At 51.8% G+C, this 18,754-nt stretch carries 21 protein-coding genes; 11 read left to right on the top strand and 10 right to left on the bottom strand.

The genetic code is table 11. The annotated features are described in order from the left end of the window. The first annotated feature begins 521 nt into the window (after positions 1 to 521). The gene (locus tag BMY09_RS19615; protein WP_091361669.1) at positions 522 to 1,577 is read left to right on the top strand and encodes an aromatic ring-hydroxylating oxygenase subunit alpha; all 1,056 of its coding nucleotides are present in this window, start codon (positions 522 to 524) and stop codon (positions 1,575 to 1,577) included. Positions 1,578 to 1,630: 53 nt separating this feature from the next. Next, positions 1,631 to 2,575 carry a PDR/VanB family oxidoreductase gene (locus tag BMY09_RS19610; protein ID WP_175483606.1) on the top strand — a complete coding sequence of 315 codons (945 nt, stop codon included), beginning with the start codon at positions 1,631 to 1,633 and terminating at the stop codon, positions 2,573 to 2,575. 86 nt (positions 2,576 to 2,661) lie between these two features. Here the strand turns inward: BMY09_RS19610 and BMY09_RS19605 are convergent, their stop codons facing one another. From BMY09_RS19605 to argC, 7 genes are all read right to left on the bottom strand, one after another. Next, positions 2,662 to 3,585 carry a catechol 2,3-dioxygenase gene (locus BMY09_RS19605; RefSeq protein WP_091361665.1) on the bottom strand — a complete coding sequence of 308 codons (924 nt, stop codon included), beginning with the start codon at positions 3,583 to 3,585 and terminating at the stop codon, positions 2,662 to 2,664. Between the two features lie 363 nt (positions 3,586 to 3,948). Continuing rightward, positions 3,949 to 4,377 (bottom strand): Rrf2 family transcriptional regulator, encoded by a 429-nt coding sequence (locus BMY09_RS19600; RefSeq protein ID WP_091361664.1) that lies wholly within the window; start codon positions 4,375 to 4,377, stop codon positions 3,949 to 3,951. Positions 4,378 to 4,460: 83 nt separating this feature from the next. Further along, positions 4,461 to 4,610 (bottom strand): hypothetical protein, encoded by a 150-nt coding sequence (locus BMY09_RS22245; RefSeq protein WP_175483605.1) that lies wholly within the window; start codon positions 4,608 to 4,610, stop codon positions 4,461 to 4,463. 4 nt (positions 4,611 to 4,614) lie between these two features. Continuing rightward, positions 4,615 to 5,820, bottom strand: a complete 1,206-nt coding sequence (gene hmpA, locus BMY09_RS19595; RefSeq protein ID WP_091361661.1) for an NO-inducible flavohemoprotein — start codon at positions 5,818 to 5,820, stop codon at positions 4,615 to 4,617. A gap of 65 nt (positions 5,821 to 5,885) precedes the next feature. Beyond that, positions 5,886 to 6,269, bottom strand: coding sequence for a hemerythrin domain-containing protein (locus BMY09_RS19590; protein ID WP_091361660.1), 384 nt, complete (start codon positions 6,267 to 6,269; stop codon positions 5,886 to 5,888). 366 nt (positions 6,270 to 6,635) lie between these two features. Further along, positions 6,636 to 6,986 (bottom strand): iron-sulfur cluster insertion protein ErpA, encoded by a 351-nt coding sequence (gene erpA / locus BMY09_RS19580; protein WP_091361657.1) that lies wholly within the window; start codon positions 6,984 to 6,986, stop codon positions 6,636 to 6,638. Positions 6,987 to 7,072: 86 nt separating this feature from the next. Then, entirely contained in the window at positions 7,073 to 8,104 is a 1,032-nt protein-coding gene (argC, locus tag BMY09_RS19575; protein WP_091361655.1) for an N-acetyl-gamma-glutamyl-phosphate reductase, read from the bottom strand. Positions 8,105 to 8,260: 156 nt separating this feature from the next. Between argC and BMY09_RS19570 the strand changes: the two genes are divergently transcribed. From BMY09_RS19570 to BMY09_RS19535, 9 genes are all read left to right on the top strand, one after another. After that, on the top strand, positions 8,261 to 10,003 hold the full coding sequence (locus BMY09_RS19570; protein WP_091361654.1) for a chloride channel protein: 1,743 nt from the start codon (positions 8,261 to 8,263) through the stop codon (positions 10,001 to 10,003). 25 nt (positions 10,004 to 10,028) lie between these two features. Continuing rightward, complete coding sequence (thiE, locus tag BMY09_RS19565) at positions 10,029 to 10,658, top strand: thiamine phosphate synthase (protein ID WP_091361652.1); 630 nt, start codon at positions 10,029 to 10,031, stop codon at positions 10,656 to 10,658. Positions 10,659 to 10,691: 33 nt separating this feature from the next. Next, the gene (hemL, locus tag BMY09_RS19560; protein WP_091361651.1) at positions 10,692 to 11,981 is read left to right on the top strand and encodes a glutamate-1-semialdehyde 2,1-aminomutase; all 1,290 of its coding nucleotides are present in this window, start codon (positions 10,692 to 10,694) and stop codon (positions 11,979 to 11,981) included. 6 nt (positions 11,982 to 11,987) lie between these two features. Then, a complete protein-coding gene (locus tag BMY09_RS19555) occupies positions 11,988 to 12,650 on the top strand; it encodes a hypothetical protein (RefSeq protein ID WP_091361649.1) in 663 nt (220 codons plus the stop codon). Positions 12,651 to 12,692: 42 nt separating this feature from the next. After that, positions 12,693 to 13,154 carry a DUF2846 domain-containing protein gene (locus BMY09_RS19550; RefSeq protein WP_091361648.1) on the top strand — a complete coding sequence of 154 codons (462 nt, stop codon included), beginning with the start codon at positions 12,693 to 12,695 and terminating at the stop codon, positions 13,152 to 13,154. Between the two features lie 90 nt (positions 13,155 to 13,244). After that, a complete protein-coding gene (locus tag BMY09_RS22240; RefSeq protein WP_175483604.1) occupies positions 13,245 to 13,385 on the top strand; it encodes a hypothetical protein in 141 nt (46 codons plus the stop codon). A gap of 163 nt (positions 13,386 to 13,548) precedes the next feature. After that, positions 13,549 to 14,040, top strand: a complete 492-nt coding sequence (locus tag BMY09_RS19545; protein ID WP_091361646.1) for a DinB family protein — start codon at positions 13,549 to 13,551, stop codon at positions 14,038 to 14,040. A 47-nt stretch (positions 14,041 to 14,087) separates the two neighbouring features. Further along, positions 14,088 to 14,384 carry a hypothetical protein gene (locus BMY09_RS19540; protein ID WP_175483603.1) on the top strand — a complete coding sequence of 99 codons (297 nt, stop codon included), beginning with the start codon at positions 14,088 to 14,090 and terminating at the stop codon, positions 14,382 to 14,384. Positions 14,385 to 14,580: 196 nt separating this feature from the next. Next, positions 14,581 to 14,790, top strand: coding sequence for a cold-shock protein (locus BMY09_RS19535; RefSeq protein ID WP_091361645.1), 210 nt, complete (start codon positions 14,581 to 14,583; stop codon positions 14,788 to 14,790). A gap of 89 nt (positions 14,791 to 14,879) precedes the next feature. Here BMY09_RS19535 and BMY09_RS19530 read toward each other — a convergent pair whose 3' ends face one another. The 3 genes from BMY09_RS19530 to mrcB form a co-directional block, all read right to left on the bottom strand. Next, complete coding sequence (locus tag BMY09_RS19530) at positions 14,880 to 15,563, bottom strand: Crp/Fnr family transcriptional regulator (RefSeq protein ID WP_175483602.1); 684 nt, start codon at positions 15,561 to 15,563, stop codon at positions 14,880 to 14,882. A gap of 285 nt (positions 15,564 to 15,848) precedes the next feature. Beyond that, a complete protein-coding gene (locus tag BMY09_RS19525; protein ID WP_091361641.1) occupies positions 15,849 to 16,403 on the bottom strand; it encodes a tetratricopeptide repeat protein in 555 nt (184 codons plus the stop codon). Positions 16,404 to 16,407: 4 nt separating this feature from the next. Then, entirely contained in the window at positions 16,408 to 18,753 is a 2,346-nt protein-coding gene (gene mrcB / locus BMY09_RS19520) for a penicillin-binding protein 1B (protein WP_091361640.1), read from the bottom strand. Position 18,754: the final 1 nt, after the last annotated feature.

The following is an 18,754-nucleotide window of genomic DNA, read 5'->3' as shown; positions in this document are numbered from 1 at the left end:
AGGATGCTGATCTCCCCTCTTATGCTTGCTCTGCTATGTGGCCGCGCACTTCCTGATTTGTAGAAAACTTTCAGCAAAATATTCCTTATTTATTCAACTCCGTTCGACACAGGCGTTCAACGTATCGCCTACAAACCATATAATATCCTGTTTTTATTACCTTTTTAATAAAATGGCCTGCCATATGCTTTGTCATTACTGTCAATTAAAAAAATAAACAAAGACAGTTACTATGCCTACTATTGATCATCAAAAAGCCATCTCCACGCCCGGCTGCCCCGGGCAGCCTTCTTCACAGGGTTGTCTCAGCACCCCAAAAGAAAACACTGATCTCTCCGGACAGGCCGCTCGCCACCAAGCGAATGCGCCACAGAACGCTCTGCCAACATCAGGCGAGCTGATCTGTTCACTCTGATCGACCCGATCACAGACCAACGATTCACCCGGTAATCCCGGGCGTTTAGGGAGTCCGTATTCTGGTACGGCCTCGATTCATTAAAAATAAAAAGAGAACAAACCCCATGGAACTGATCACCAAGACAAAGCTCACCTTTCTGAAAAATGCCTGGTATGTCGCCGCCCTGACAACCGAACTCGACACTGAAACCCTATTAACCCGCAAAATCATCGACGAGACGGTGCTGTTTTACCGCAAGGAAGATGGTTCTGTCGCGGCACTGCGTGACCGCTGCCCCCACCGGTTTGCGCCGTTGAGTAAAGGCATCCGCAGCGGCGATGAGATCACCTGTCTCTATCACGGCCTGAAGTTTAATGAGCTGGGCGAGTGCACCCACAACCCCCACGGCAACGGCAAAATTCCCAAAGCCTGCGCCGTAAAAAGTTATGAGATAGAGGAACGGGACGGCTTTATCTGGATCTGGATGGGCAACCGCAGTAAAGCTGATCGCAGCAAAATAATGGATTGCTCGGTACTGTCCCAAAAGCCGGACACCGCTGTCGGACATATCTACATGTATAACAAATGCAATTACCAGCTGCTGACCGACAACATCATGGATCTGAGTCACATCGATCATCTGCACGGCCCGCTGATCAATACCGGGGGGAAACTCAGCCCGTTACTGCCAAATGTACAGGAAGAGGGTGAGGTGATCTCGGTACGCTGGGACTGGCTGGCAGAGCCTGCCATGCAGCTGTTTGCGGTGCACCTGCCACGCCCTGAAGATGAAGCCAATCAATATTTTCAGGTTGACTGGCACGCGCCTTCAAACATGCACCTGAAAGTCGCCGCCGTTCAGGACAGCACCGATTACACAAATGATGGTCTGGAACTTTATGACTTTCATATCATGACCCCGGAAACCGAGTTTTCCACCCACTACTTTTTTGCCTCAGCCCGCAACTATCTGGAAGAGGATGGGGAATACAACGCGGCAAAAATGGCAGGGATGGAACAGGCATTTATCGAGGAGGATAAACCGATGATCGAAGCCCAGCAGCAGGAGATGGGAGAATCTGGATTCTGGGAACTGCAGCCAGTACTGCTATCCAGCGATGCCGGGGGGATTAGGGTCAGACGTAAATTGAGCGAACTGCTTGAAATCGAATCGGCTTAAATCCAGAGCCAGGGTTTACACAAACCCTGGCTTAACCCTGTGAGATAATGATCATGATTGAAGTTACTCTGATAAAAAAACAGATGATTGCCGAAAATATCGTTTCGCTGGTACTCGCCAGCGCTGACGGCACCCGCCTGCCAGCCTTTGACCCCGGATCACACATCGATCTGCATATCGATAACAACACCATCAGACAATATTCGCTGATCAATAGTCTGGATAAAGGCAAAACCTATGAGATTGCTATTCTGCGTGAAGCCGGCGGACGTGGAGGATCGATTAAGCTGCATGACAGCCTGACGCCGGGAAGCACGGTCACCATCAGTGAACCAAGAAACCACTTTCCACTGCAGGAGTGTGAGCATACGGTACTGATCGCCGGAGGGATAGGTATCACCCCCATCCTCTCTATGGCTCAGTACCTGCACAGTCAGGGAAAGTCATTCGAACTGCATTACTGCGCCCGCTCCGACCGCAGTGCTGCATTTCTGGCAGAGATACAAGCCTCGCCCTTTGCTGAACATAGCCGCATCTATTTTGACCAACAAAAGCAGGCATTTGCCCCACAGACACTCGCACACCGTAGTGACGATTCGCGGCTTTTTGTCTGCGGCCCCGAAGGCTTTATCCAGTTTATTTCCAACACTGCGTTAGCGGCGGGCTGGGCTGAGGAACGTATCCATTATGAACTGTTCAAGCGATCGGCTCCTCCTGCCAGCGGTCTGGGTCAGCCCTTTTCTATGGTGATTAACAGCAGCGGCGATGTCATCAATGTCGCTGCAGATGAAACAGCTCTGGATGCTCTGGTCCGAAGTGGCTATGAAATACCCTGCTCCTGTGAGCAGGGTGTCTGTGGAACCTGTGTCCTGGAGATTCTGGAGGGTACTCCTGATCATCAGGACATGTTTCTGACCGATAAAGAGCGCCAGCAAAACCAGCACTTTACCCCATGCTGCTCCCGCGCACTCACCCCGACGCTGACTCTCAAGCTGTAACGTCAGTAAAACAGGATCGAACGATAAAAAGCGGTGTAAAAAGCGGTACAACAACCGTTGCAGTACCGCTTTTTCATCTGAATACGTCAGGTCAGGACGCTTAGAAAAGCGTCATTCAGCACCCGGTCATGATAGAAAATCGCCTTACCCAATTGCTCAGCATCCCAGGTGATCGGGCCATGATCAGGATAGAAATAATCGCCTCCGGCAAACACCTCATTCCGATTCCCTGAAGGATCAAAGAAGTAGATTGTCTTACCGTGCGTAATGCCATGGCGGGTAGGGCCGATATCAATGGATGTATCGGTCATGCTTATCAGATCCGCTGCGCGTAGCACCTCATCCCAGGATTCCAGCAGGAAGGAGATATGATGCAGTTTCCCCTTCTCCGGACACTCAATAAAGGCAACATCATGAGCTTTCATACCACAGGTGAGAAAGCCTGCCAGACGGTTGCCCTGGTTATCAACAACCTGTTCCGCCAGATCGAACCCCAGCACCTTCTCAAACAGCTGGATCGTTCCGGCAATATCGGGTCCATAGAGCAGACAGTGATCAAAGCGTTGAGCTTTCATCCCTCTCAGCCCCCGGGGCCAGGCTTCAGGATTATGGTTACCCACCCCCCAACGGCCTGTCTGCTCTTTGCTGGCATAGAGTTCGAACAGATGGCCGGTAGGTGAATCAAACCGGACTCGTCTACCGCACCCCTTCAGTTCACCGGGAGGGATCTCCTCAACATGGCAGCCAAACTCAGTCAGCTCCTGTTGTAAACGCTCAACGGCGGCTTCATCAAGACACTTGTAGCCGACATAATCCAGCCCCGGAGCATCGGACTGCCGCAAAACAAGCGAGTATTTATCCACCTCTGTCCATGCTTTAAGGTACACCCGCCCCTGATCATCACGATCTGTTTCAATCAGCCCAAGCACCTCAGTGTAATGCTTAACGGCCTCATCCAGGTCCAATACCCGAACCTGTACATGGCCCGGTCTCAACACACCCTTTTTCATAAAATAGTTCCTGTTCTTATTAGTGTTTTTATGACTTTTCAGGACGCAAGCATCCTGTCGTGAAAAAGCAAGAAACGCTCCAGAAGAACAGCACTTTCAGTTTTTATAAAATCAATTAAAATTCAGCGACTTACAAATGAATCAAATTAAAAATATCATTATTTAAAAGAGGGATTTATCGATATATTTCAGCAAAAAAATCACCATTTGAATAAACAGTGATGAAATCATTAAATATTCGCTATCGGGCCGGTCAGCGACTGCAATATTGAGGGAGATCGTTTAATAATGAAGAGGATAAAGCGTGATTCAGCTTACCCGACTGAAAAGCCGTTCTGAACTGGCACATCATTGGGCAAAGAATCAGCCTGCGGCCAGCAACGGGATCAGTTGCCGCTTATTCACCATCAGATCGGCCAGCGTGTACTGACGCATGGTATTGATAAACGCCCGCATCCCCTCCATCAGTGCTTTTTTTAATTCACAGCAAGGCAGCAGTTGACAGGACGTTGACAGACAATCAACACCATCCAGATGGTTTTCCAACTGTTCGATGACATCGCCAATATTGATCGATTCAGGAGACTGCGCCAGCCGGATGCCGCCATTCTTACCGCGAATCGTCTGCACATACCCCAGTTTAGCCAGTTGCCCAATTACTTTCACCATATGACTCTGAGACACCTGATAGACGGCGGACACTTCTGCCACGCTACTCAACCGCGCTTCTTCCAGAGTAGCCAGATACATCAATGTTCGCAGGCCAAAATCGGTAAAAGCGCTTAGTCTCATAGCCACTCCTCAAGTCAGAAACAATAAAAAACGGGGCATAGACAACTATACCCCGTTTAATTCCCTCGCCATAGCGGAAGCAATCATAATCGCCGTAACAACAAATTGCAGCATGCCGCGAGTGCCGCCGCTTGTGGATAAAGTTTACTCCACACGCCCAACTGATCAGTACTGAAACAGAAGAACAGCGACATCACTCCGGCAACCATTGCACTCTTAAGAATCAGTTTCATCTGTTTAAGCCAGGCTTTCCCCCGGTCCAAAGACTTCATAGTGAAGTCTTTCATCCTCGACACCTCGCGCTTTCAACTGCCGATAGATCGCTTTCATAAAGGGGACGGGGCCGCAAAAATAGTATTCTGCATCCTCCGGGCAATAATGCGCCAGCCAGTCCGCTGTGATATAACCCTGGTGGTCATAATCAACCCCTTGCCGGACACCAGCCGGGGCATCATAAAAGGTGGCTGCGGTCAGATCAGGGTAGTCCCTTTTCAGACAATGAATATGTTCTGCAAATGCATGACTCTTTTGGTTACGGGTACCATGCAGCCAGACAATTTTTCGGTCATCCTGATTGAGCATCAGTTCATTCAGCATACTCAACATCGGGGTGATCCCCACGCCTCCGCTAATCAGCACCACGGGACGCCTATTCTGCTGCAGCAACAGATCACCCCCGGGCATATGGATCGCCAGCTGACTCCCCTCCCTGATCTGTGTATGCAGATAATTAGACACCCGCCCTTCAGGAATGCCAGCAACAGGCGCAGGCTCCCGCTTAACTGAGATGCGATACCCCTCGGGGGTATGACGGTCAGACAGGCTATACTGACGTATCTCTTCATGTTCCCAGTCCGGGTTGACGACTTTCATACTGATGAACTGACCAGGAAGGTATACAGGCAGCGGTTTACCATCGACTGGACGCAAATAAATGGAGCGGATTTCATCGCTCTCATCGACGATACGGGTAACACTGAACGCTTTAAAACCAGACCATCCCTCTGCTTCAGCCTGGGCATAGAGCTGTTGTTCGCGGCCAATCAGAATATCCGCTAACTGTTGGTACGCTTCTGCCCAGGCCTGCAAAACACTGTCTGTAGCAACCTCTTCACCTAACACCGCCCTGATCGCCTTTAGCAGATTACGCCCGACAGTCTCATACTGTGGCGGGGTTATATCCAGACTAAAATGCTTCATGGCGATTTTCTCAACCGCACCACCCAGCGCAGCAAGATTGTCGATATTCGCGGCATATCCCAGAATCGCAGCGGCCAGGGTTGACTGCTGCCGACCGTTTGCCTGACTGGCCATATTGAACACATGCTGAAGTTCCGGATTCTCGGCGAACAGCAGCCGATAAAAATGTTGTGTGATCGCTTCTCCCGACGCCTGAATAGCAGGCACTGTCGCTTTCACAATAGCTATTGTTTCTGTTTGCATAACCACCCTTTAGATTGACAAAGCTTTAATTTGATTTATGTATTACCAGACGCTGCATCACTACTTCAGCGCATCTGATTCTGTTGCAAGACCTCGTAATAACGCGCTTCTAAACAGGGAAATAGCTCTCGCTCTTCAAAACGAATATGCTCTCTGAGCAGGTTAGCAAATCGCTTCAACTGGTCGGCATCCTCACTCTTGAATAACGCTCGTAGCTGCCGGTGCTCATCTCTGAAGCGCGCCAACAGCGGCTCACTGATCCCCTCAACCAGCTTCTCTTCCTCGGCAAAATGGGTCTTGAGCTCTGCTTGCACAGCCTCACAAATATCCCGCCAGTAGCTCTGCATTAAACGGGTGTCTTTTTGCGAGAGATCCAGCAACCGTTTGGCATAAATCAATGCGCCATGATGCTCACGGCTAAGAGATTTAAGAAGCGCTGATCTTTTCATTGCCTGACTCCTGAACAGACCCTTTAATATTCATTTGAAATGAATGTTATTCAGATATAATATTCATGTCAAATGAATATTATTGGAGAGTCAGACAATGGTTATCTGGTCTACAAGCGAAATCTGTGTCTTTATTGCAGTTATCGGAATGATTGTTTTTAAGCTCTGGAGCGTCTGGCACGTATCGCTGAAAGCGGGAGCTAACCGTGAAGGGCGGACTATTTTTCTCGGAATATTAGGGGGCCTGACACTGTTTGGTCTGACAGCAAAAATATATATTTCCCACGTGCTGGGTTAATCACCCAATGACCAAAAAGCAAAAAGCCAGCAGATGCTGGCTTTTTAACTGTGGTAACAGATGTGCAATCAGATGGAGAAAGAGGAGCCACAGCCACAGGTAGTGGTGGCATTTGGGTTATTAATCACAAACTGGGAGCCTTGCAGCCCCTCCTTGTAATCCACCACTGATCCCACCAGATACTGATAGCTCATCGGGTCTACCACCATGGTGACGCCATGATTTTCTATTGCGGTGTCATCGTCGGCTATCGCCTCATCAAATGTGAAGCCATAAGAGAACCCAGCACACCCACCACCGGTAATAAATACCCTCAGTTTAAGGTTATCGTTCTGTTCCTCTTCGATCAGACTTCTTACCTTTGCCGCTGCGGAATCGGAAAAAACCATCTCCGGCTGCTGGTCAGTCATCTCTGTCATATCTGCTCCACTTAAATCGATTTTGCCTGTTCAGGCGCTATTATCTTATTAACCAAGTAAATTAGTCAAGTATAGATAATTCCTGTTTATGGCATCATCCCAGCGTGACGCAGGCCCTCTGTTTCTTCAAAGCCAAACATAATGTTGAGATTCTGAATTGCCTGTCCTGCTGCCCCTTTGACCAGGTTATCAATCACCGACAGTACCACCACGGTATCGTCGTTCTGTGGCCGGAAAACACTGATCCGGCACATGTTGGCACCTTTGACGCTGCGGGTTTCAGGCAGACTGCCCGCAGGCATCACGTCCACAAACGGCTCATTCGCATATCGTTGTTCAAACAGCTCCTGCAAACCATCAACCGGATCTTTCAGAATGCCATAAAGGGTTGCATGAATACCCCGGATCATCGGTGTCAGGTGGGGTACAAACGTCAGACCAACGGGGCGGCCTGCAGCTTCACTTAATCCCTGTTTCACCTCTGGCAGGTGACGATGGCCGGCAACTGCATAAGCCTTCATGCTTTCACTGCTTTCACACAGAAGCGAACCGACACTGGCGCCACGACCGGCACCACTGACACCAGATTTCACATCGGCAATCAGACGACGATGATCGATCAGACCATTTTCAACCAGTGGCAGAAAACCCAGCTGAGTCGCTGTTGGGTAGCATCCCGGGCAGGCGATCATCTGCGCGGTCTTAATCGCTTCACGATTCACCTCAGGCAAACCATACACCGCTTTCGCCGCCAGCTCTGCGCTGGTGTGCTCCATGCCATACCATTTAGACCAGAGTTCCAGATCTTTAATGCGGAAATCCGCCCCCAGATCGATCACCCGAACGCCCCGTTCGACCAGTTCAGGAGCCATTTTCATCGCCACCCCGTGCGGGGTTGCAAAGAACACTGCATCACACTGCGCCAGGGTCTCCACATCCGGAACCGTAAACTGCAGATCATAGTGACCACGCAGGTTGGGGTACATATCGTCGATTCGCATCCCTTCCTCAGAGCGGGAGGTAATGACCTCGACCGACACCTGGGAATGGTTCGCCAACAGCCTGAGCAGCTCTACGCCGGTATATCCGGTGCCACCTACGATACCTACTTTGATCACTTTGACCTCACAAATCGTTCTACGGTTTTCTATTCTGTCTGCGTATGATACAAACCCTTGAGGGGCATTACTATTGGGTATCAGTAAAATACACCACGAAAAGCCCCGCCACGTCGTTCTTTAAAGCGGTTTTAAATACAGGCTGACTCGTTCCGGATGTTCAAAGACTCCCTCTCATTCGCTCACTTTCGCAACCGGCTGGCCCATGCTGAAGCTTTACCGCAACTGGTACTGCTGGGAATTGTGTCAGGCCTGGTTGCAGGTCTGTTCATTCTCGCCTTCCGACTGGTGATAGATATCCCTCTGGAGTTCTGGCTACCGGATCATAACAGTGAAAACTTTGAGGGCTTACCCACCTGGGTGCGCATTATCCTGCCGCTTGGTGGCAGCATCGCAATCTTAATGCTGCTATGGAAATTACTCCCCTCCAGCCGCAAAATCGGTGTTGTCCATGTACTCGAACGACTCAGTTACCATCAGGGACAGCTGCCTGCGAAAAATATGCTGGTGCAGTTTTTCGGCGCTGCTATTGCACTGCTAACCGGCCACTCCGTTGGTCGGGAGGGGCCGGCCATCCATCTGGGTGCGGCCTGCGGCAGTCTTATCGGTCAGGTGCTTAAACTGCCCAATAACACGCTGCGATTATTAGTCGGATGCGGGGTGGCCGCCGCGATATCCGCCGCTTTTAATACACCGCTGGCCGGGGTGATCTTCTCCATGGAAGTGATTCTGATGGAGTATACCGTGATCGGTTTTACCCCGGTGCTGGTTGCCTCTGTCACCGCGGCTCTGCTGATCCGGGTGACCTATGGTGTGGAGTCAGCGTTCACTATCCCGGCATTGCAGATTCAGTCGGTCGCCGAAATCCCTTTTGTAATTTTACTGGGCATTATCTGTGCGCTGCTCGCCGGGGGATTTATCCGCATTATGGTACAAACGCAGAAGTCAGTTAGCTGGCCTCTGGGGATCAAACTTCTGATTTCAGGCGCGCTAACGGGTCTGGTTGCGATCTGGTATCCACAGGTCATGGGGCTCGGTTATGACACCATTTCAGAAGTTTTACAGGGCCATTCCAGCCTGGCACTACTGGCAGGATTACTCATCGCTAAATGGTTGCTGACACCCATCGTTCTCGGCCTGGGCATCCCCGGCGGGCTGATCGGTCCAACGCTTTATATCGGCGCAATCACCGGCGCCACCTTTGCCATGCTGATCGGTTACTATAGTGGCGAGAGTCATTCCGGTGTTGGCTTCTACGCCATGCTGGGGATGGGGGCGATGATGGGAGCCGTACTGAATGCACCACTGGCGGCCCTGATCGCACTGTTGGAACTGACCGGTAATCCAAATATTATTTTCCCCGGGATGCTGGCCATTGTGGTCGCCAGCACCACTGTACGGTTCTTTTTTAATCAACCATCGATCTTCCTCAGTTCTCTCAAAGCACAGGGGCTGGATTACCGTCAGGAACCGCTGACTCAGGTGCTGTCCCGCCTGGGAGTAGCCAGTGTGATGAATACCAGCTTTGTCTGTTGCGATCGGACTATCGGTTGTGAATCCGCCATAAAAGCACTGGAGCAACGGCCTGAATGGCTGGTGCTGGAGGATCGTCCGGGGGTTCCCCGCTATATGATGTTACCGGCCGATTTACAGTATTTTATCGACCGGGAAAGCGAACTGAACGGCTTTGACCCACAGCTGGAACTGGATCTTATGGAAGTGCCCGCCATCCGCAAAGATATTGTCTCTCTGGGCATCAACGCAACCCTGAAAGAGGCTCTGGACCGGATGAACAGTGAACGTCTGGATGCCCTCTGGATACAGAACTACAGCAAGGAGATTACCGGCACCCTGACCCGGGAACAGGTGGAACAGTTCTACACCCAGAAAATCGATTAACCCACAACACAGCAGCGATCCACCGATGACAAAACCCCCATTACATGGCCTGTACGCCATTACCGATAGTACTCTTATGCCGGATACCGACAGCCTGCTATTCCAGGTAGAGCAGGCTCTGCGGGGTGGTGCCCGCATCATTCAGTACCGGGACAAATCAACCGATCAGGCAAAACGTCTGCAACAGGCACTGGCACTGGTGGATCTGTGTAATCAGTTTCATCGCCCTCTGCTGATCAACGATGATACTGAGTTAGCCAGGGCCTGTGGTGCCCATGGTGTTCATCTGGGCCAGAGTGACGGGAACATCAGCCAGGCCCGTGAATATCTGGGCAGGGAAGCTATTATCGGCAACACCTGCCACAGTTCATTGACACTGGCACAGACCGCCTGTCAGCAAAGCGCTGATTATGTTGCCTTTGGCGCCTTTTTCCCCTCCAGTACCAAACCCGATGCCACGCCTGCCCCCATTTCTCTGTTAGCTGAAGCTGGATCAACACTACCCGTTCCGGTGGTAGCGATTGGCGGCATTAATATGGATAATGCAGGGCAGGTAATTTCAGCCGGGGCGGATATGATCGCAGTGATCCACAGTCTGTTTGCCTGCGATGATATTTGCGCCCGGGCCGGACAGTTTGACAGTCTGTTTAACTGATCCGCTCACGACACGAATTTAAGAGAGTTCATCATGTCCCGTTCAGAATCTTTATTTCAGGCCGCACAGGCCCATATTCCTGGTGGCGTTAATTCACCGGTTCGCGCCTTTAAAGGTGTCGGAGGTACACCGATCTTCTTCAAGCGCGGTGAAGCGGCCTATCTGTTCGATGAGGATGACAATAAATATATCGACTATGTTGGCTCATGGGGACCGATGATTCTGGGTCACTCACACCCAGCGGTTATGGATGCTGTCCGCAACGTCATGGACTCAGGACTGGGCTTTGGTGCGCCCACAGCGATTGAGATCGACATGGCGGACAAGGTCTGCGAGATGATGCCGGGCATGGATCTGGTACGGATGGTTAACTCCGGTACCGAAGCCACCATGAGCGCGATCCGCCTGGCCCGTGGCTATACCCGCCGAGACAAGATCGTAAAATTTGAAGGCTGCTACCACGGCCACTCCGACTCGCTGCTGGTGAAAGCCGGTTCCGGTATGCTGACCCTGGGCGAACCAAGCTCTCCCGGCGTCCCCGCCAGTCTGGCTGAACACACCATCACCCTCACCTACAACGATCTCGACAATGTCCGTGAAGCATTTGCCGAAGCGGGCAACGAGATCGCCTGTATTATTGTTGAGCCGGTTGCCGGCAATATGAACTGCATTCCACCGGTTCCAGGCTTCCTGGAAGGACTGCGTGATATCTGTGACCAGTACGGCACCGTGCTGATTCTGGATGAAGTGATGACCGGCTTCAGGGTTTCCCTGACAGGCGCACAGGGTTATTACGGTGTCATTCCCGATCTGACCACCATGGGCAAGGTTATCGGCGGTGGCCTGCCGGTCGGAGCCTTCGGAGGCAAACGAGAGATTATGGAACACATCTCACCTCTGGGACCGGTTTATCAGGCTGGCACACTGTCCGGCAACCCACTGGCGATGGCGGCTGGTCTGGCGATGCTGACCGCCCTTCAAGAGGAGGGGTTTCACGAGAAACTCAGCGCTAAAACCGAACTGCTGACGCAGGGCTTCGAAGCGATGGCACTGCGTCACGGCGTGCCATTCACCACCACCCAGGTCGGCGGTATGTTCGGTCTGTTCTTCACCGATCAGGAACAGGTCACCTGCTTCGCTGAAGTGATGAAGTGCGATGCCGATAAGTTTGGCCGTTTCTTCCATGGCATGCTGGACGAGGGTATCTATCTGGCACCGTCTGCGTTTGAAGCAGGCTTTATGTCTCAGGCTCACACCGAAGCGGATATCAACGCCACCATCGAAGCGGCTGGCCGGGTATTTGCCAGACTGGCTGCGGAGTAATCTGTATTGCTCACCCTGACACTGGTTGCGCTGATCATCAGCTCAATGGCCTCGGCTCTGCTCCTTAAACGCGCCGCGCAGCCCCTTGTTGATGATCAGCCTAAAGCCACACTCCAAGCCGCATCCCTGAGTCTGGCATTTATCGGCGTTGCCGCCCTTGCTGACCTGCTGACCACGCAGCTGGTTGCCAGCAGCGGCATGGACCTGCAAACCTTCCAGCGCCTGCTAAGCAATCTGGCCTACTATGCCGCCATCCCGCTGCTGGCCAGCGCTATGCTGGTCAGCGCCCGCAACAATCACTGGAGTCGCCCCGCCTGGGGACGCTGGCTGATCGGCCTGTTCGCTCTGTTTGAACTGTTACGGCGGATGGAGCATGGCGAGATCTATACACAGATGGTTGCGGTTGCCGTCAGCGCGGCCATGCTCGCCTCAGCCTTCATGACCGGCGAGAAGCAACTGCGCAGTATTACCCTGCTGGCTGCAATCAATATGGCGGTCGCCCTGATGCTGACCGGCCCGGGCAATCTGGTCGTCAATCCGCTGGCAGATAGCAGCTATCTGTATCCACTACTTCTGGCAGCAGCTCTGCCCCTTTGCGCGATGTCAATTAAACAGATGATTCGGTTTAATTCTGAACAAACTTCTGACAAATTCAAAAAGCAGGTTTAACTTAACAAGCAACACTTACTTATCAATAAACAAGGAAGAGCAATGAATAAACTCCTTATTGCAACAGCTGTAGCAACATCTCTATTAGCTGGATGTGCCTCAGTCCCCATGGAAAGCAAAGAAAAAGCGGATGTGGCTAAGCAGTTCAATCCCCCATCAAACAAAGAAAATGCTGGGTTATATATTTACCGTGCTGGTGTATTTGGTGCAGCTCTGAAAAAAGATGTGTGGGTTGACGGAAAATGTATTGGAGAGACAGCACCCGATATGTTTTTCTACGAAGAGGTAGGTGGAGGTGAAGAACATAAAGTATCAACTGAATCGGAGTTCTCTCCTAACGATCTCTTGGTTAAAACAGAGGGCGGAAAGAATTATTTTGTTAGACAATATATAAAATTAGGGGCCTTTGTCGGTGGTGCTGGATTGGAATTAGTCGACGAAGAGAAGGGGAAAAATGAGGTCGCACAGTTAGAGATGGCCAAAAAGGGGTCATGCAGTAAATAGAGTATAAGGCAGAGTAAGGTTCGTTTTTTATATTTTACTCTGCCTCTTTTCCCTGCTCTCGGGCTAGCAGCTTAGACAGATAAAAAGAGGATGGCGCCTGGTGATACCCCGCCTGGGGTCGGTGAAACCGCCGTGGATCGTGGAATCAACACCCTACTTCTGGCAGCAGGTCTGCCCCTTTGCGCGATGTCGATTAAACAGATGGTTCGGTTTAATCAGCAACAAGCCTGACAGAGCTGACAAAAGCGAACGTCAGAAAAGCCGGTCAGGCTTCACCTTCCCGGGATGAGCTCTCCCTCACGACGGGCCACTGGAATCTCACTCTGATCTGATACACTATCAGTTCGATTGGATAGTGAGACTTTACCTCTGTCGCAATAGACAAGGAACACTTATGATTAGCCCCAGCTATTGTCAAACCATGGCCCGCTACAACGCCAGAATGAATGATCAGCTCTACAACGCCTGCGCCACCATTCCGGATCAACAACGCCGGACGGATATGAAACTGTTCTTCAAATCGATCCACGGCACTCTGGATCATCTTATGTATGGCGATATTGCCTGGTTATCCCGCTTTATGGGGAAGGAAGATGAGGTGCCGGAATTCGGCGGCATTCTTTACCCGGATTTCTCCGAACTCGCTGACACTAGAAAAGTGTGGGACCAGAAAATCATCGATTGGGCGGATCGTCTGAAGCAAAGCTGGCTGGAGAGTGATTTTTCCTATATCAGTAAAATCGATGGAACGGCGAGGACTAAACCTGCATGGTTGCTGGCAGCCCATATGTTTAACCACAGCACTCATCACCGGGGACAGCTCACCACGGCCCTGAGTCAGTTGGGTATCGATTTTGGTGTAACCGATCTGCCCTTTGTGCTTTAGACCCACCACTGATCACAGGTCTGTGTATCACCTTTACCGCATTTGGCATGCATCAGGCGAGGCGTTATCCCCGTCTGGTTGCTCTCGGTTATTTTCTCGGTTCGATCATGGTCTACTGCGGTCTGTTCGATCTGGTGCAGAATACCAGAGCAGCACTGCTCTATCTGGCCGTAGCCGCCTCGGGTCTCTATGCCTGCGTGGTACTGCAAAGCCGGGCACTGCTATTAACAACCGTTCTGGCAATGCTCGGCTTCATGGTCTATTTCTCCGAGAAGTATTTTGCCAACTCGCTGGGCCGGATAAAGCTGAATACTGGTAACCTCCCCTCCGTGGATCACAGATAAACTCAGAAACTTATATACAAGTCCGCACTAACTCTATACAGTGATCGGCAGCTAGAAAGAAGTCTCATATTTACATCCTACATTTCGTTGTTTTATTCGTAACACCACGTCCTGCAGTTTCTAAGTCTCAGTCTACATTTTGATGCGATTCAAGCCTTTTGAAGGCACTACTCTATTTAAATTTCAGGATATTATTATGTCTAATTCAACAACCGGCACGGTTAAATGGTTCAACGAAACTAAAGGTTTTGGTTTTATTGAGCAGCTCTCCGGTCCCGATGTTTTCGCTCACTTCAGCGCAATCGTCAGCGATGGTTTCAAAACCCTGGCTGAAGGCCAGCAGGTACAGTTTACTGTCACCAGTGGTCCTAAAGGCCCTCAGGCTGAAAATATTGTCGCTATCTGATCGATAGCCAGATGTAAAAAAGGGCAGACCCTGCAGGGCCAGCCCTTTTTTTATCTCTGTAATATCGCGGGCTCAGCTGCCGGGAATCGTCAATGACCAAACGCCCGAAGCCCCTGCAGATCATGCACCTGTACCTCAGCCCCGTTCACCTCAATCAACCCCTGGGTCTTCATCTCTTTGATCAGTCGGGAAAAGGTTTCCGGTTGCATGCCTAACTGCGATGCGATCAGCTGTTTCGCCATCGGCAGTTGGAAGACACTCTGTTTTGCCGCCGGATCCGGCGCCAGCCCGAACAGATAGTTGCCCAGCCGGTGACGGGTATTTTGCAGTGTCAGGGTTTCGATCTCTTTGATCCGCCGATGCAGTTTAACCGCCATGGTGCCCATCAGCTTCATCGCGCTCTGGGGGGCGGCCAGCAGCATCTCTTTATAAAGCTTATTGGGGATCACCATCACCTCGGCACTCCCCATCGCTGACGCATTGACAGGGTAACGTATCTGATCCATAAACATCAGAGCCTCAGCAAAGGTCTCGCCGGCATGAATCACCTCGATCACCTTGGTCTGACCATCCGGGGACACCCGAAACAGTTTCACTGCACCGCTGAGTGCCAGATAGAAGCTATGAGCTTCGCCCCCCTGACTGAACAGAGTTTCATCATTTTTCAATTTAATCGTGCGACAGTGTTGCACCAGTGTTTCACGGGCCTGTTGCGATAACGATGAAAACAGGAAGTGATCACCGATAACCGCCTGCAACCTGGATTCTGACATGGTAGAGCTACTCATTTTTGAACAACGAATAGCACTATCATAACCGGAGTTTTGCCAACAACCAGAGTCAATATTCAACTTTTTAACCGGCACACAACTTTCCTGTCAGGGTCATATAAAGCTGAGGTGAACGTTTCGGTAACTGTTCGGCGTATCTGATAAACCGGTTTATGACTCAGACACTGTGAAGATTAAAAGCCGCCTAAACCGCTACTCAATCATAGCGGCAATGGCGGTTCGTAACCGGTTTAACTCAACAGCGATTGCCAGCGATAACGCTGGATTTCATAACATGTTCGCTTTATCCCGGGCCACCGCCGCGCCGCTGTGATCTCCACCCTCACTGCGAATATCCGCAATCAGAATCCAGAATTTGCGCTCCATGGCCGACTGTCCACGGGCCAGGGTCAGCCCTTTGAGGGCAAACTGTTCTGCCTGCAGATACTGTCCCTGCTGACGACGCAGATCAGCCAGCCGCATATATACATGGGGATCACGGGGTGCTATCCGCTGAGCCCGCTCAAGGCTGCTTTGCGCTGCACTGTACTCGCCCTGTTTTTGCTGTTCAAGTGCGCCCTGAAGCAGAGCGATAACGGCCGGATTGCTGCTGGATACAGGCGCTGGCGCGGCAACCTGACGGTTCACCACCGTGAAGCCCTGACCGGTATCAACCGGCGTCGCCACAGCAGTATCTGAACCGACATTCGGATCAACCGCGACCCCGCTGCCGGATTCTGAACGGTCCTCCACAATCGGGTTAATATTGGCATTACCGCCCATACAACCGGCGAGTAATGATGTTAAGAGCAGCCCACAACCTGTCGATATCACTTTTTTCATCTGTTTATTCCGTTCTGAACCAGCGCTTGAGAAGATCAAGCGGATTACTGATAACATTGTCACCGCACCCGGATGATTCCTTAGGTTCAGTGCCCTCGATAAAGGGTAGTTCCCGGGCTCCCTCACACCCTTCACCCGACATCAGCCCGGTGCTATCTTCTACCCAATGGTACTTGATTGTATCCGGTCTTTCCGCCATGAAAGGCTGCGGTCGGGTCTGCGCCATAAACTCGGTCCATACCCGCAGCGCGCCGCTACTACCGGTCAGCGGCAACGGCTTGTTATCATCCAGTCCCAGCCAGACAACCGCCAGCCGGTCACCGGCAAAACCAGCAAACCAGCTATCCCGCTGATCATTGGTGGTGCCAGTTTTACCCGCCACAATAAGATCCTGAGGTAAGCGATTATACACCGAACGGGCGGTGCCCTCGCGCACCACCTCCTGCAAACCATACTGGATCAGGTGTACCGGGCCGGATGCCACCGTCTGCAGGATGTTGTAAGGGTATCGGGACAGCTCCTCATTGTTGCTATCGGTCACCATCCGGATCGCCCGCATCGGCACCTGATAGCCGTTTCCGGCGATGGTTTGATACAGCTGAGCGACCTCCAGCGGTGATAGCGCAGTCGACCCCAGCAGCATTGAAGGGTATTCATCAACATCACGCTGCAAACCCAGTCGCCTGAGCATATCCACCACCTTAGCGGTGCCAATCTCAAGCCCCAGGCGCGCAGATGACTGATTGTAGGAGTGTGCCAGCGCGGTGTGCAACGGCACCGGACCGTGACTGGTACGACTGTAGTTCTGTGGTTGCCACACGTCACCATTGGGCAGTTTCACTTCGAGCGGTTCATCCTCTATGATCGAAGCAAGGGTATAGTCTCCCTCCAGCGCCGCCAGATATACCACCGGTTTAATCAATGATCCCACCGGACGCAGCGTATCCAGCGCCCGATTAAACCCCTGGTAGCGGGTATTGCGCCCACCCACAATAGCCAGCACCTCACCACTCAGCGGGTTGCTCACCACCATCCCGCCCTCCAGCTCTTTAACTGGTTTGCCGTAACGTTGCTGTAGCTTACCGATAACACTGACCAGACTGGTTTCAGCCCGTGTCTGGGCGATCGGGTCCAGGGCCGTAAACACCCTCAGCCCCTCACTGTTAAGCGCCTCTTCGGGGTATTCCTGTCGCAATTGCCGCTTCACCAGATCCAGATATGCCGGATAAGCGCCTTTGAGCAGACTCTGCTGTTTCACCACCCCCAGCGGTTGTTTCTCCGCCTGTTGCCGCTCTTCCAGAGTGATGCTGCCCTGCTCCTGCAACACTTTAAGCACCAGATTTCGCCGCTCAGTGGCCCGTTGTGGGTGGCGACGGGGATCATAAAATGAAGGTCCCTTAACCAGCGCCGCCATCAACGCAACCTGATGCAGCTTCAGTTCCCGAATCGGCTGTGCAAACAGATACTGGCTGGCCAGACCGAAACCGTGAATCGCCCGGGAACCCTCCTGCCCCAGATAAACTTCATTGAGATACGCCTCGAGAATCTCATCTTTGCTATAGTGCAGATCCAGCAGCACCGCCATCGGAATCTCGGCCAGCTTACGGCTGAGCGAACGTTCTGAGCTGAGGTAGAAGTTTTTAATCAACTGCTGCGTCAGAGTGCTGCCACCCTGTACAAAACGACCCGCTTTAACATTGACGACCATCGCCCGGGCGATCCCCCGCGGGGAGATACCGAAATGGCTGTAATAGTTGCGGTCTTCGATGGCGATCAGAGCATCCACCAGATGGGGGGGCGCTTCAGAGAGCTGGATCAGATCGCGGTCTTCATTGTCTTTGGGGTAGATACCGCCAATCAATACAGGCTCTAAGCGTGCCAGCGGCAACTGACTGCCCGACTCATCACGAATACGGGTCAGCGTATCGCCACTGAAATCGATCAGTAGTTTACGGGCGCTCTCCTGACCGTCGGGAAAATCAAACCCACGGGTATACAGCCGCACCCGCGAGGTTGCCCATTCGGCACTGCCCGGCTGAGTGGCGCGTGAGGTAAACTGATAGCCCAACCCTTTCAGCTCGATTTTCAGATCGTCACGACTCAGCTGCTGACCGGGAAACAGCTCCAGAGGCCGGGCATACACCTTCGCAGGCAGCGCCCAGCGTTTACCCTCAAACTTCGCCCGCACCTGAGCATCCAGATATACCAGCCCGGCAGCGGCAATCACCAGCATTACCAGGGACACTTTCAGAAACAGTTTAAACAGCCGACGCTTCCAGGAGGGCTTATTTGACTTCGTTTTGCGACTCTTTTGGGAACGGGATGCAGCTGCCCCTCTCTTTTTTGCCATT

The sequence above is a fragment of the Amphritea atlantica genome (assembly GCF_900111095.1).
Lineage (GTDB): Bacteria > Pseudomonadota > Gammaproteobacteria > Pseudomonadales > Balneatricaceae > Amphritea > Amphritea atlantica.
This window is presented reverse-complemented; position numbering and strand designations above follow the sequence as displayed.